This is a genomic window from Lentzea miocenica, from assembly GCF_033949945.1.
Lineage (GTDB): Bacteria > Actinomycetota > Actinomycetes > Mycobacteriales > Pseudonocardiaceae > Lentzea > Lentzea miocenica.
In genome coordinates, this window is sequence record NZ_JAXAVW010000019.1 from 63,868 (window position 1) to 77,478 (window position 13,611).

At 68.6% G+C, this 13,611-nt stretch carries 14 protein-coding genes; 10 read left to right on the plus strand and 4 right to left on the minus strand.

Features of this window, described 5'->3' with window-relative positions:
• Positions 1–9 precede the first annotated feature (9 nt).
• The 5 genes from SK803_RS23425 (at position 10) to SK803_RS23445 (ending at position 6,076) form a co-directional block, all read left to right on the plus strand.
• Positions 10–1,662: a bifunctional metallophosphatase/5'-nucleotidase gene (locus tag SK803_RS23425; protein WP_319968206.1), complete on the plus strand. Its 1,653-nt coding sequence runs from the start codon at positions 10–12 to the stop codon at positions 1,660–1,662.
• A gap of 74 nt (positions 1,663–1,736) precedes the next feature.
• Entirely contained in the window at positions 1,737–2,192 is a 456-nt protein-coding gene (locus SK803_RS23430; protein ID WP_319968207.1) for a hypothetical protein, read from the plus strand.
• A gap of 10 nt (positions 2,193–2,202) precedes the next feature.
• A complete protein-coding gene (locus tag SK803_RS23435) occupies positions 2,203–2,517 on the plus strand; it encodes a sunset domain-containing protein (protein ID WP_319968208.1) in 315 nt (104 codons plus the stop codon).
• A 44-nt stretch (positions 2,518–2,561) separates the two neighbouring features.
• Positions 2,562–3,056 (plus strand): G/U mismatch-specific DNA glycosylase, encoded by a 495-nt coding sequence (mug, locus tag SK803_RS23440; RefSeq protein ID WP_319968209.1) that lies wholly within the window; start codon positions 2,562–2,564, stop codon positions 3,054–3,056.
• A gap of 227 nt (positions 3,057–3,283) precedes the next feature.
• A complete protein-coding gene (locus tag SK803_RS23445; RefSeq protein WP_319968313.1) occupies positions 3,284–6,076 on the plus strand; it encodes an AfsR/SARP family transcriptional regulator in 2,793 nt (930 codons plus the stop codon).
• A gap of 3 nt (positions 6,077–6,079) precedes the next feature.
• On the opposite strand, the gene SK803_RS23450 is transcribed toward SK803_RS23445, so the two are convergent.
• Positions 6,080–6,631 (minus strand): NlpC/P60 family protein, encoded by a 552-nt coding sequence (locus tag SK803_RS23450; RefSeq protein WP_319968210.1) that lies wholly within the window; start codon positions 6,629–6,631, stop codon positions 6,080–6,082.
• A 141-nt stretch (positions 6,632–6,772) separates the two neighbouring features.
• Between SK803_RS23450 and SK803_RS23455 the strand changes: the two genes are divergently transcribed.
• The 4 genes from SK803_RS23455 to SK803_RS23470 all read left to right on the plus strand — a co-directional run bounded on the left by SK803_RS23455 (position 6,773) and on the right by SK803_RS23470 (position 9,199).
• Positions 6,773–7,246, plus strand: coding sequence for a hypothetical protein (locus tag SK803_RS23455; protein WP_319968211.1), 474 nt, complete (start codon positions 6,773–6,775; stop codon positions 7,244–7,246).
• A gap of 30 nt (positions 7,247–7,276) precedes the next feature.
• Positions 7,277–8,035, plus strand: a complete 759-nt coding sequence (locus SK803_RS23460) for an LLM class flavin-dependent oxidoreductase (RefSeq protein WP_319968212.1) — start codon at positions 7,277–7,279, stop codon at positions 8,033–8,035.
• Positions 8,036–8,110: 75 nt separating this feature from the next.
• On the plus strand, positions 8,111–8,740 hold the full coding sequence (locus tag SK803_RS23465; protein ID WP_319968213.1) for a DUF4041 domain-containing protein: 630 nt from the start codon (positions 8,111–8,113) through the stop codon (positions 8,738–8,740).
• A gap of 21 nt (positions 8,741–8,761) precedes the next feature.
• On the plus strand, positions 8,762–9,199 hold the full coding sequence (locus SK803_RS23470; RefSeq protein ID WP_319968214.1) for an SRPBCC family protein: 438 nt from the start codon (positions 8,762–8,764) through the stop codon (positions 9,197–9,199).
• A gap of 18 nt (positions 9,200–9,217) precedes the next feature.
• Here SK803_RS23470 and SK803_RS23475 read toward each other — a convergent pair whose 3' ends face one another.
• From SK803_RS23475 to SK803_RS23485, 3 genes are read right to left on the minus strand one after another with little or no spacing between them, the layout of a single operon-like run.
• A complete protein-coding gene (locus SK803_RS23475) occupies positions 9,218–10,756 on the minus strand; it encodes a phytoene desaturase family protein (protein ID WP_319968215.1) in 1,539 nt (512 codons plus the stop codon).
• Positions 10,753–11,616 carry an NAD-dependent epimerase/dehydratase family protein gene (locus SK803_RS23480; RefSeq protein ID WP_319968216.1) on the minus strand — a complete coding sequence of 288 codons (864 nt, stop codon included), beginning with the start codon at positions 11,614–11,616 and terminating at the stop codon, positions 10,753–10,755. The genes SK803_RS23475 and SK803_RS23480 overlap by 4 nt, the downstream gene beginning before the upstream one ends.
• Positions 11,613–12,149, minus strand: a complete 537-nt coding sequence (locus SK803_RS23485; RefSeq protein WP_319968217.1) for a hemerythrin domain-containing protein — start codon at positions 12,147–12,149, stop codon at positions 11,613–11,615. The genes SK803_RS23480 and SK803_RS23485 overlap by 4 nt, the downstream gene beginning before the upstream one ends.
• Before the next feature lie 206 nt (positions 12,150–12,355).
• Between SK803_RS23485 and SK803_RS23490 the strand changes: the two genes are divergently transcribed.
• Positions 12,356–13,594, plus strand: coding sequence for an ABC transporter substrate-binding protein (locus SK803_RS23490; protein ID WP_319968218.1), 1,239 nt, complete (start codon positions 12,356–12,358; stop codon positions 13,592–13,594).
• The last annotated feature ends 17 nt before the right edge of the window (positions 13,595–13,611 follow it).

Here is a 13,611-nt window from a genome sequence, read left to right on the forward strand (position 1 = left end):
ACACTGACTGTGTTGGGCACGACTGACCTGCACGGCAACCTCTTCAACTGGGACTACTACCGGGACCGCGAGTTCGACGACTTCGCGCACAACGACGTCGGGCTCGCGAAGATCTCGACGTTGGTCAATGACGTGCGCACGGCTGTGGGGCGGCAACGGACGTTGCTGCTCGACGCCGGTGACACCATCCAGGGCACGCCGCTCGCGTACTACTACGCGAGGGTCGAGCCGATCACGCGCTCGCACGTGCACCCGATGGCGGCCGCGATGAACGCCATCGGGTACACGGCCGCGGCGCTGGGGAACCACGAGTTCAACTACGGCCTGGAAGTGCTGCGGACGTTCGAGCGGCAGCTGGACTTCCCGCTGCTGGCCGCCAACGCGCTGGACGTCGCCACCGGTCTGCCCGCGTTCCCGCCGTACGTGATCAAGACGGTGTGGCGGACGGACGGGCCGCCGTTGCGGGTGGGCATCCTCGGGCTCACGAACCCCGGCATCGCGGTGTGGGACCGTGCTCACGTCGAGGGCGTGCTGACGTTCCCCGGCCTGGTGGAGCAGGCGCTGCACTGGGTTCCGGAGGTGCGGTCGAAGTCCGATCTGGTGATCGTGGCCGCGCATTCGGGTGCGGATCTCTCGTCGTCGCTGGGTGATCAGGTGCCGTTCCCGGAGAACTGCGCCGAACTCCTGGCCGAGACCGTGCCCGGCATCGACGCCGTGCTGGTCGGGCACGCGCACGTGGAGATCGCCGAGCGGTTCGTCACGAACAAGGTCACCGGGCGGCAGGTGCTGCTGACCGAGCCCTTGTACTCGGGCAAGCGGTTGTCGCTCATGGAGTTCGACCTGCGGTACACCACCCGCTGGGAGCTGGTCGGATCGCGGTCGTCCGTGCTCTCTTCCGCCTCGGTGGAGGAGGATCCGCGGATCGTGCGGCTGTTGCGGCACGACCACGAGAAGGTCGTTTCGTACGTGAACGCGCACATCGGCACTTGTGCGTCCGCGATGTCGGCTTCCCGATCGCGGTTCGAGGACACGCCGGCGTTGCGGTTCATCAACCACGTGCAGGCGTTGGAGGTCTCGAAGTCCACGTCGTTGCCGGTGGTGTCGTTGTGCGCGCCGTTCAACCGGGCGGCGGCGATCCCGGCCGGGGAAGTGTCGATCCGGGACGTCGCCGGGCTCTACATCTTCGACAACACGCTGGTGGGCGTGCGGTTGACCGCTGCGCAGCTGCGCGACTTCCTGGAGGAGTCCGCGCGGTACTTCCTCACGGTCAGTGGTCCGGGTCCGTTCTCGGCCGCCGAGGTGTCCGCCGACGTGCCGGACTACAACTTCGACATCGCCTACGGGTTGTCCGCGCCGCTGACCTACGACATCGACATCTCGCAGCCCGTGGGGTCGCGAATCGTGGGGCTGGCGTACGACGGCGTGCCGGTTGGGGACTCGTTCGAGTTCGCGGTGGCCGTGAACAACTACCGGCAGGCCGGTGGCGGCGACTTCCCGCACATCGCCTCCGCGCCCGTGCTGCACAACCAGCACCAGGAGATCCGTGAGCTGCTGATCGACTGGGTCAAGGCCGCGGGGGAGCTGAACCCCTCGGACTTCACCGGCTCCGACTGGCGCCTGGTGTCCGGCGGCGTGCCCGTCATGGTGTCCACGAACGAGTGAATTCGGGCGTGTTGACCTCGGTGTTTCGCCGCGGGTGGTGGCACGGGATCGCCCGGATGAGATAGGTCAGGCGCGTGCAGTTGCTGCAGCGCGTCTTCGTGGGCGCTCTAGTCGTGCCTGCGTTGCTCGCCACCGCGGGTCTCGCGGCCCACCCCGCTCCGGACGTCGCACCCGGCCACCTGGTGCTCGCCGTGCGGTCGTCCGAGATCGTGCTGGCCGGCACCGCCGCGTCCGCCGCCGAACGCCAGGAGGTCGTCGACGCCGTGCGCGCGCTGACCGCCGCCCACCGGATCACCGACATGATCACCCCCAACGCGGCCGAGCGCATGCCCGTCTCGCCTTCGGCTGCCGCGGACCTGCTGGGCGCCGTGCTGGACCAGGGCGTCACCGACTTCACCGGCGTGGTCCACAAAGGACACCTCACCGCATCGGCCCGCGTAGCTGACCCGGACCGCGCGGGCGCGCTGAGCGACGCCCTGCGCGCCGCGGTCCCCGGCATGCGCGTCGACGAGGACTTCACTTCGGACTAGGAGCTGTTCGTTGTTCGGGTTCTTCTTCCAGATGTTCCTGCTGTGCGCGGGCGCCTTCCTCGCCGGCGTGGTCCTGACCTGGCTCACCATGCGCGCCCGCCCGACCCCCGAGTCCGAGGCCGCCCCTCTGTCGATCATGGAGGAGCCCACGCCGGTCGCGCCCGCGATCAAGGCGAACTCGCGCACGATGATGTTCCACACGCCCGAATCGCCCTACTACAAGCGCATGAAGGGCGACGCCTTCTTCCACTCGCCCGAAGACGCCCGCCGGGCCGGCTACACGATGTGGACGCCCCGCCCACGCGTGCCCGCCACCGCGTCTTAGGCGCTGCGAAGCCTGGGGGGCGCGGCGTCTCGTAGGCTCGGCGAGTGATTTCCGACGTGATCAAGCCTGGGCTGGACGTGCTCTTCTGCGGCATCAACCCCGGCCTCGTGTCGGAGGCGACCGGGCACCACTTCGCGCGGCCGGGAAACCGGTTCTGGCCCGCCCTGCATTTGTCCGGTTTCACGCCTCGGCTGTTCGCGCCCGCCGAGCAGGAGGAGCTGCTCGCGCTCGGTCTCGGCATCACGAACGTCGTTGCCCGGCCGAGTGCCAAGGCCGATGAATTAACAATTGACGAAGTGAAGGCCGGTGGGCTGGAGCTGACCGAAAAGGTCGAGCGGTATTCACCGAAGGTTCTCGCGGTACTGGGCGTGACGGTGTACCGGGCGGCGTTCGGCCGCAAGAAAGCGCAGGTCGGGCCGCAGGTGGACCTCATTGGCGGGGCTCGGGTGTGGGTGCTGCCCAATCCGAGCGGGTTGAACGCGCACTGGCAGCTGCCGGCGTTGGGCGAGGAGTTCGGCAGGCTCAAAGCGAGCTTGTGAAACGGAACAGAAGTTCACATTCATGCCCACTGAAAGTGGGCTGGACGGAGTGTTCTCTGGTCTGGTTGCATCCGGATCTGCGTCCATTCGAGTGTCATCACCCAGAAGTGGAACCGGATAAGGCCGGGCTGCGTCAGAATTTGGCAATGCCGCGCAGAACTTGGTGAATCTTCAACACTGGTGGGGGCGCAGTGGAGGTAAGGATTCTGGGGCCGGTCGAGCCGTCAGTGCCGCCGAAGCCCGCGCAGATCCTAGCTGTCTTGGCGGTCGAGTGCGGGCGGATCGTGCCCGTCGAACGGCTCATCGATCTCATCTGGGGTGAGGAGCCGCCACCGCAGGCGCGCAAGTCGCTGCAGGTGCACATCTCGAGCCTCCGCCGCGCCGGGTTGCCGGTCGAGCATCGGGCGGCGGGGTACGTGCTCAACACCGAACCCGAGAACGTCGACCTGCACCTGTTCCGCAAGCTGGTCGCGGCGGCCGGTGACGAGGCAGACCTCAAGGTCAAGGCCGACGGGCTCAACGCGGCGTTGCAGCTGTGGCGTGGCACGCCCGTGGTGTTCGCACAGACGCTCGACGTCCAACGGCTCGCGGCGGCTGAGGCGTTGGTCGACGTCGAGCTCGCGCTGGGACGGCACGCCGAGCTCATCGAGAAGCTTGGCATGTTCGTCGCCGAATATCCGCTGGCGGAACGGCTGCGGGGACAGCTCATGACCGCGCTCGCCAGGGCCGGGCGCCGGGCCGACGCCATGCGGGTGTTCCGGGAGACGCGCAAGGTGCTCGTCGACGAGCTGGGCGTGGAGCCCGGCGAGCAACTCCAGCAGCTCTACCGGGACGTGCTGGAGGGCGCGCGGGACAGCCGGCGCAACTACCTGCCGCGCGACGCCGGGGACTTCACCGGGCGGGACCGGGAGCTGAGCCGGCTGCTGGACGGCGACGGGGGCGTCTGGTGGATCGAGGGGCCCGCGGGCGTGGGCAAGTCGGCGCTGGCCGTGCACGCGGCGCATCGGCTGGCGGACCGGTATCCGGACGGGCAGCTGTTCGTGGACCTGCACTCACCCTCCGGGGCGCTGGACGCGTTGCTGCGGGCGATGGACGTGCCGAGCGAGCGGATCCCGGAGTCGGCCGAGGAACGCGCGGCGCTGTGGCGGGCGACGGTCAGCGGGCGGCGCGTGGTGATCGTGCTCGACGGCGTCACGAGCGTGTCGCAGGTCAGGCCGCTGCTGCCGGGTAGTCCGGGGTGCCTGACGCTGATCACGAGCCGCAGCCGGTTGTGCGGGCTGGAAGGCGTGCGCCGCATCCCGCTGGACGTGCTCAGCGGCGACGAGGCCGTCACGCTGCTCAAGCGGATCCTCGGCGACGACCGGGTCGCGACCGAGCCCGATCAGGCCAGGGAAGTGGCGCGGCTGTGCGGGTACCTGCCGCTCGCGGTGCGGATCACCGGCGCGCGGCTGGCCGGGCGGTCGCACTGGCCGGTGTCCAAGCTCGTCAAACGGCTCTCCGACGAACGCAGCAGGCTGGACGAGCTGGTCGCGGACGACCTCGCCGTGCGGTCGAGCCTGGAGCTGACCTATCGGGCGCTCGACGAGAACGTCCGGGCGGCGTACCGGATCTTCGGGTTCCTCGGGCTGCCCGAGGTGCCGAGCTTCCTGTGGGTGCACCTGCTCGACGAGGACGTGCTCGACCAGCTCGTCGACGCCCGGCTGCTCGACGTCATCGGCAGCGCGCGGTACCGGATGCACGAACTGGTGCGGCTGCACGCCCGTGAGCTCGCCGAGGCCGAAGACTCGCCACAAGAACGCGAAGACGTGGTCAGAAGGGCGGTGGTCGCCGCACTGTCCACGGTGGACGGACTGACCGAACAGCTCTTCCTCGCCGTGCCGCGCATGCAGGACTCCCTCGGCGTGGTCACGACAGCGGTCCGTCCCGCGGACAAGGACGCCTGGTTCGCGCGCGAGGAGTCGCTGCTGACCAAGCTCGTCGAACGCGCGGCGGAACTCGGGCTCGCGGAGATCGCGTCACAGCTCGCCGAAGTGCTGGTGTTCGCCTGGTTCGGGCTCCGCAACCGGTACGAGGCCTGGGAACGAACACACACAGCGGCGCTGGAAGCCGTGTGGCAGACCGGAAACGTGCGACTCGAAGCCGTCCTGCGGTGCAGCCTCGGGCAGATGCACTACAAGCGCGACAACCTCGTCGAAGCGCGCTCGTGGTTCGACACCGCGCAGACGTTGTTCGTGAACCTCGGCGACAAGCACGGCGAGGCCGTCGCGATGAACGGCATCGGCATGGTCTGCCGCGACCTCGGCGACTACCGGTGCGCGCTGGAGGCGCTCGGCAGAGCCCGTGAGCTGCTGGAGTCGCAGGATCCGGAAGGCCTCGGCCACGCGCTCTACAGCATCGGCTCCATCAAACGGGAACTCGGCGACGACCAGGGCGCGTTCGACACCCTGAAGCACGCGGAATCCGTCTACCGCCAGGCGAACAGCCGCAGAGGCGAGGCGCTGGCCGCCCGCGGGATCGGGCTCGTGCATCGTGCCCGCGGCGAGCTGGACCTGGCCGAGGAGCACATCGTGCGCGCCTACGAGATGGTCGCGGGCACCGGTGACGAACTGCTCGGCTGCTACACCGCCCAGGCATGGGCGAAAGTGCTGCTGCGCAAGGGTTTGCTCGACCCGGCGGAGGAACTGCTGCACACCGCGCTGAACGGCTGCCGCGACGTCGGAGACCGGTTCGGCGAGGCGCTCGTCCGCCGCACGCTGGGGGAGTGGCGGCTCGCGGCCGGCGACCACTCCGGTGCGCGGATCGTCCTGACCGAGGTGCTGACCTCGTGGAACGACCTCGGCCTGCCGCTGTGGCGGGCACGCACCCTGCGAGACCTCGGAGCGGTCCACGCCTGCCTGGGGGACTTGGCAGGCGCGGACCGCCTTTGGGACGAGGCCGCCGGGCTGTTCACGCGACTGGGCACCCGTGAAGTGGGGGAGGTGCGCCAGTGGCCAGCTCAATGGGGCCTCGCGATCAGCTGATGATCAGCCGGTGATCTTGTTGTACTTCCACGGCAGGTAGCCGCCGCTCTTCAGCGTCGCGAGCGTCACGGTCTCGTGGTCCATGTCCGTCGCGGTGCTGCCCTCTTCGTAGATCCACACCGAGGTGTGCGCCGTGTTGGCCCACTTCTCGAACAGCTTCACGTGGCCGTTGCGCAGGATCATGTCGCCCGGCTTGAGGTTCGCCCACGAGATCCTGGTGGCGACCTCGTCCAAAGTGGACGTGTTGCGGCTGGACGTCAGCTTCCACGCCATGGACACGAAGCCAGAGCAGTCAGTGCGGTACTTCTTGCCGTGGTTGACGTCCCACGCGTAGGCGGTCTGGCTGTACGGAACCTTGCGGTCCCACCAGTTCTTCGCCCGGCTGATGACCTCGGTGCGGGTGATCTTGCCGCCGTACCCGGCCGCCGCCTGGACCTGCGAGATGGAGGTCTCCTGCTCGGCAGGACCCTCCGGCGCCGCCTGAGCGATACCCGTGATGCCGGACAGCAGTCCGAGCGAGAGTGCGGTCGCCGCGACGGCGTGGCGAATGCGCATCGTTGTTGCTCCGATCGATTTGGTGTTGACGACCGGGACTGTCCACGACCGCGCCAAAGATCGGCCAAAGGTCGGTTTAGGCGTCTCTTTACCGCTCCTTCCTAGCTTCTGCCCACCTTGCTTTGGGCATAAGGAGAGAGCATGTTCGTTCGCACGATCGCAGCCGTGATCGCGATGTTCGCCGCTCTGATCATGGGCGCGTCCGTCGCCTCGGCGGCCCCGGCCAAGTACACCCACGCGCAGGCGACCGCGCAGCTGCGCGCGGCCGGCATCACCTGGTCGTCCAGCGGCGGCTGCAGCGACCGCAACCGTCCGAACTGCACGTCGTTCGAACAGGTCAACCAGACGTCGATCGCGGGCGCCAAGACGTTCAAGAGCGCGTCGGGCTGTGCGCTGAACATCACCGGTGGGACGGAGACCGGCCACGCGTCGGGCACCTACTCGCACTGGAACGGCTACAAGCTGGACTACTCCCTGTCCAGCTGCGTCACCAACTACATCAAGAGCAGGTTCTCGTCCATCGGTGGCAACAAGTGGAAGTCGAATTCGGGCAACATCTACTACCTCGAGTCGAACCACTGGGACGTCACGTACTACAACTGCGGCGGTTGCTGAGTTGACCGCGGGGCCGGTAGTAGTTGTCGGGTGACCACACTCGGCGCCGTCTACCGGCCCCAGCTTCCGCCTGAGAACCTGCGTTCCGTCGTCCTCGCCGCCGAGGAGTCCGGGGTGGACTCCCTGTGGCTGTGGGAGGACTGCTTCCTGGAGAGCGGTGTCGCCTGCGCTTCCGCCGCACTGGCCTGGACGGAACGGTTGAAGGTCGGCGTCGGGCTGCTGCCGGTGCCGTTGCGCAACGTCGCGCTGACCGCGATGGAGGCCGCGACGCTGGACCGGTTGTTCCCGGGGCGCGTGTCGATCGGCGTCGGGCACGGCGTGCAGGACTGGATGGGTCAGGTCGGCGCGCGGGTGTCGTCGCCGCTGACCTTTCTCCGCGAGTACACCGACGCCCTGAAGGCACTGCTGGCGGGCGAACGGGTCACGCGCGACGGCCGGTACGTGAAGCTGACCGGCGTGGCCCTGGACTGGCCGCCGGCCAAGCCCATGCCGATCTACGTGGGCGGGCTCGGCATGAAGACGCTGGACCTCGCCGGTGAGGTCGGTGACGGCACGATCCTGGACGCGTCGGCCGATCTCGACCGCGTCCGGACCATCAGCGCCTCCCGCGAGCACCCAGTGATCGTCTACGTCGAGACGGACTCGCGGGACCGCGCGTTCGTCACCGACCTGGTCGCCTCGGTGGCCGAAGCGGGCGCTACCAGCGTGATCTTGCAGCAGTCCGCCACGAGCGAGGATCCCGAAGGATTCGTTCGTTTCGTGGGATCACTCGATGGAGTGAGTGCATAGCGCTGGAGATAACGGCGGATTCCTCCTTGCGATGGAACGGTCATGGGCCTTTCGTCGGTGTTCGGGGAGGTAAGCATGCTGGGGCGCAAGAACCGCCGGATCGCTGAGCTGGAGCGGGCCGTGGAGGGCCTGCAGGAGCTGCTCGCTCGAATCGGTGACGCCCGAACAGCGCAGACGTACGCGCTGGAGGAGGTCGACCGCGCCGGCGCCGAGCTGAGCGCGCTGCGTCACCGCATCAAGAGCGCGCGGGCCGAGCTCCAGCCGCTGAAGGAGGAGCTGACCTTCCAGCGGGCCGGCGTCTTCCGCACCGACGCGTCCGTGGACCACCAGGCCCAGCTCGACCTGATCCACGACGAGATGAAGACCCTGATCAAGAACGGAGCCGCGGTCGAAGGTGGCGGGCAGGTCACCTACAACGGGTCGGACGCCACCGGGCGCCGGCTCGTCGACGACTGGTCGGCGCTGATGCTCCGCTCGTACAACTGCGAGGCCGAGAACTGCCTGCGCATGTTGCGGGCCGGTGGACTGGACGCCGCCCGCAGGCGGCTCGATCGCGCGGCGTCGGCGATCGAGCGGCTCAGCGGCACGTTCGCCCTCCGGATCTCGCCGCGCTACCAGGCGTTGCGGTCCTACGAGCTGGAGCTCAGCGCCGACCACCTGCAGCGCAAGGCCGAAAGCCGCCGCACGCGCCGGATTGCCTCCTGACGCCGGGGGTACCTCCAGGGCGTGGCTGAGGTCTCTCTGAACGTCGAAGCGCCCATCGGCGCCGTGTGGTCAGTGCTCGCCGACGGCTGGTCCTACGCGGGCTGGGTGGTGGGCGCGTCGCACATCCGCGACGTGGACACCGGCTGGCCCAAGTGCGGCACGCGCATCCACCACAGCGTGGGGCCGTGGCCGTTGGTCATCCAGGACACCACCGAGGTCGTGCGGTGCGAACCGGGACAGTTGCTGGAACTGGACGCACGGCTGTGGCCGGCCGGGGCGGCGCGGATCACGTTCACCCTCCGCCCTCGCTCGGAGTCGATCACGCACGTGCACATGGCCGAGCGCGTCGTGCGCGGCCCGTCGACGATCCTGCCGGCATTTGTGCAGGACATGCTTCTGATTCCACGTAACAAGGAAACCCTCCGGCGCCTCGACGCGCTGGCCAGGGGACGCTCGTGAACTCCCTCGCACCCGGCGTCAGTAGATCGCTTTGTGCGCGCCCTGGATCAGCGTCCGGTACAGCTCGCCCGCCGCACCCCAGCGGGTGAGGGCCGCACGGGCCGCGTTCGCTCCCGCCGCGCCGTGCACGCCGCCGCCCGGCCAGGCTGAGGAGCCGGCCAGGTAGAGGCGGTCGAACGGGGTGTCCGCGCGGGCGAGACCCGGTACGGGCCGGAAGATCAGCTGCTGGTGGATGGCCGCGGTGCCACCGTTGACCGTGCCGATCTCGTCCGGGCCGAGCACCGATCGCTTGAGGACGCGGGAGCGGAAGCCGGGAGCGCGCTCCTCAATCATCAGCTCGAGGCGGTCGGCGCGGCGCTTCAGGCGGTCCGGGGTCCAACTGCCCTTGAGGGGTACGTGGGTGTACGCCCAGGCGGCCTCGGTGCCGGCGGGGGAGCGTGACGGGTCGGTCGTCGTCATCTGGCCCATGACCATGAACGGGTTGCGCGGGACCTTGCCGCACGCGAGTTCGTGGGCTGTGGTGGCCATGCCGTTGACGTCGCCGCCGAGGTGGACCGTGCCCGCCTGCGCGGCTTCCTGGTTGGTCCACGGGATCGGGCCGGACAGCGCCCAGTCGACCTTGATCGTGTCGCCGTCCCACTGGAACCGCTTCAGGTCCTCGGTGAGCTTGGCAGGCAGGGCGTCGCCGCCGATCAGGTCCAGGTACAGGTTCGGTGCCGGGATGTCGGCCAGGACGGCACGGCGTGCGCGCACTACGGAGCCATCTGCCAGACGCACGCCAACGGCGACACCGCGTGCGTGCAGCACTTCGGTTACACGAGCGTTCGTCTCGATGCGTCCGCCGAACCGTCGCACCAACGAAGCGCTCAGCTCGCCGGCGCCGCCACGGGGCACGGGATTGCCGACGTCCTGCCCGAGCATGGCCAGCAGCCAGCCGAAGCCCGCGCCGCCGGCCTGGTCCGGGCCGAGGTCCGTGTGCATCGTGTTGCCCGCCAACAACACACGGGCGCCCTCGCCCTCGAACAGTTCTTCGCCCAGACGACGTGCCGGCAGCGTCAACATCCGTGCGAGCCGCAGGGCGTCACCGACGCCCGCAGCCTTCAAGAGAGACAGGCCGCCACGGACCGGCGGGAAGGGACGCAGCAGTGAGTCCAGCACGGCGTCACGCACCGTGCGCCAGCGTGCGAACTCGGCCTGCCAACGGTCGGCGTCAGCGTGTGCGAACGCGCCGACCGACTTCGCCGTCGTTTCGACGTCACGTGACAGCAACGCCACACGGTCGTCCGGCAGCACATGAGCCAGCACGGCAGGTGCGTGTTGCCACTCCACGTCGAGGTTCAACGCGCCGAGGACGGGCGAGCCGAGTCCGAGCGGGTAGAACGCGCTGTAGACGTCGTTCGTGAAGCCGGCAGCGGTGATCTCGGCCGACGCGACGGCGCCGCCGGGTGTGGCGCGCTGCTCCAGCACCAGCACGTCCCAGCCCGCGTCCGCCAGCAGCGTCGCGGCGACCAGGCCGTTCGGGCCGGAGCCGATGACGACCGCGTCGACCTCGTTCACGCACGCCTCCCCATTGCTGTGACGACCTCGCGCAGCACATCACGCGCGTCGCGTTCGGGCCACCATTCCAGATCATCGTGCGCGCGGGTGGTGCGCACGAGAGGCGCCTGGTCGGCCATCCGGACCCACTCCGGCGTCAGCGGCTGCAACCCGACCCGCGCCGTCGCCCCCGCCAGCTTCTCGGCCAGCGGGTACGGCACCGCGATCCGGCCGGCACCGACGAGTCCGGCGATCATCGGCGCTGTCAGCACCGGTTCGGCGGCGAGGTTGAAGGCACCCAACGCCCTGCGGCGCACTATCTCCACGATCGCGCGCGCCACGTCGTCGGAGTGCACGAGTTGCAGGCGCAAGTCGTTCCACAGCGGTATCGGCAGCCACGGCAACATCGCCGGTGGGAGCCAACGGCTGAGCAACCAGCGTCGCAGCTGCGGTGCCGCGGACGCCTGAGCGATGCCGCACGGCCTGATGACCGCGTACGGCAACGGATAGCGGCTGAGCATCTCTTCGAGCTTGACCTTGTGCGCGCTGTACGTGCTGCCGGGGATGCCGGTGAGCGACCACGACTCGTCGACGCGCGACCACCGAGCCGCCGGGGCGTAGGCCGCGACCGATGACGCGCAGATCAGGTGACCGATCTGTTCTTTGACGCACGCGGCGAGGACGTGTTCGGTGCCGTCGACGTTCGTCTCGCGGTGCGTCGGTTTGATCGCCCACGCCAGGTGGATCACCACGTCGGCACCGCGGATGGCGTCGGACAACGAGGACAGCGCGCGCACGTCCACGCCGACGTCCTCGAAATCGAGGTGGCGGCGCAGGGCGGTGCCGACGTTTCCGGAACCGCCGGTGACGACGATCCTCACTCGAGCACCCTGCGGATCGCGTCCCGCGCCTTGTCGACCACGGCCACGACCGGCCCGAGCGCCAGGTTCGCGATCGGGCTCTCGACGCCGGGGTGCGGGCGGGTCGGTGCGATCGCCTCGGCGGCTTCCACCGCGCGACCCATGCGTTCGAGACGTTCCTGGTCGTGCGCCTTGCGCAGCAGCGGGAACTCGGCATGTTCCTCGTGGTCCGCGTGAGCGAGCACGTCGTCACGGAGCTGCACGAGCAGAGTGTCGAAGCCCTCGGCGTCGGGCCCGATGTCGTTCATCGTGCTGAGGAGTTCCTTCGCGCGGTGTTCCTCTGCCACGCGTGCGTCCACGATCGGCTCGCCGCCGCTCACGCGCGCGACGGCGGGGTGCACGATCTCCTCCTCCGCGGTCTCGTGGATGGAGAGCAGTCGCACGAGCCGATGCCACGCGTCTTTGCGTTCGTCGCCCGTTGCGGTCTCCACCTCGGCGAACAGCGTGCGGATGGTCTCGTGCTGCTTCTGCAGAAGTGTGATCACGTCAGCCATGCCGTCCGTATACCCGGAATGTGAGCGATCACGCCGTATCTCATTTCGTTCGGCACCGAAGAGCTAGCACAGTCCGTAGTCGAGCGGTAGTCACATGAACCTTACGTATCTGTGTTCCGTACCACATAGAGAGGCATTATGTGACTACGAAATCAATACTGAGCTACCGCTTAGTATGCCGAGCTCATTTGGACAAGGACTGCTGCATGCCCCTCCGCCGCCGTGTACTGCCCACCGCCTTGGCGCTCGCCGTGCTCGTCGCCGGCTGTGGCGCGAAAGACGACAAGAAAGTCCAGGTGAAGACCGGGCCGGGCGTTACCGACGACACGATCTCGCTCGGCATCCTCACGGACATGACAGGTCCGTTCAAAGCCTCCGCGCTGACCCGCATGAAGGGCTACGAGCTGTACTTGAAGCAGGTCAACGACCGCGGGGGCATCTGCGGTCGCCGGGTCGAGCTCAAGCAGAAGGACCACGCGTACGACGTGCAGAAGGCGCTCGACGCCTACTTCGACCTGGAACCTCAGGTCCTGGGCCTGCTGGAACTGGCGGGCACGCCGATGACCGCGGCCATCGAGCCGGACATCATGCAGACGCGCACGCTGACGGCGCCCGCGTCGTGGGCCGCGTCCCTGCTCGGCAACCCGCACATGATGATCGTGGGTACCACCTACGATCTCGACGTCATCAACGGGCTTGATCACTACAAGCGACGCGGTGTCATCAAAGAGGGCGACACCATCGGCCACGTCTACGTCCAGGGCAGCTACGGCGACAACGCCGTGGAAGGCAGCCGGTTCGTCGGGACGCAGTGGAACATGAAGGTCGCCGAGCAGCCGATCGGTGAGACCACGGCCGACCTGGCCCAGCAGATCGCCGCCCTGAAAGCGCAGAACGCGAAGGCCGTCGTGCTGAGCACCACGCCGGCCCAGACCGCCGCCGCGGTGGGGGTGGCCGCGGCGCTGAAGTGGGACGTGCCGTTCATGGTCAACGTCGTCGGCTTCGACACCGCGATCCTCGACTCGCCCGTGGGCGCGGCCGTGGAGAAGCAGGTGTCCGTCGTGACGTCCGTGGCGCCGTTCACCGGCACCCAGGCCGGTCCGCGCGAGGTGGCGGCGGCGTTCAACAAGCACTACCCGAACGACAAGCCCGCGATCTACGTCGACCACGGCTACACGGTCGCGATGGTGTTCCTCGCGGTCGTGGAGAAGGCCTGCCAGCACGGGGACCTCAGCCGGGACGGTGTGCTGAAGGCGTTCCACGAGACCAACGGCCTGGACACCAAGGGGCTGACCTCGGCGCTGCACTACTCGCTGGTGGGGCGGCCGTCCGCGACGCAGTCGTACGTCACCAAGGTCGACCGGTCGGCGCCCGGCGGTCTGACGACCGTCGAGGAGCTGTTCGAGTCCGAGCTGGTGAAGGCGAAGGGCACGCGCGCCAAGTAGACCGAACGAAAGAGGCC

Bases quoted from the DNA above. Each gene is read 5' to 3' on its own strand.
- SK803_RS23465 (WP_319968213.1), top strand. From the start codon at position 8,111: ATGCTGGGGCGCAAGAACCGCCGGATCGCTGAGCTGGAGCGGGCCGTG.
- SK803_RS23490 (WP_319968218.1), top strand. From the start codon at position 12,356: ATGCCCCTCCGCCGCCGTGTACTGCCCACCGCCTTGGCGCTCGCCGTG.
- SK803_RS23485 (WP_319968217.1), bottom strand. From the start codon at position 12,149: ATGGCTGACGTGATCACACTTCTGCAGAAGCAGCACGAGACCATCCGC.
- SK803_RS23455 (WP_319968211.1), top strand. From the start codon at position 6,773: ATGTTCGTTCGCACGATCGCAGCCGTGATCGCGATGTTCGCCGCTCTG.
- SK803_RS23450 (WP_319968210.1), bottom strand. From the start codon at position 6,631: ATGCGCATTCGCCACGCCGTCGCGGCGACCGCACTCTCGCTCGGACTG.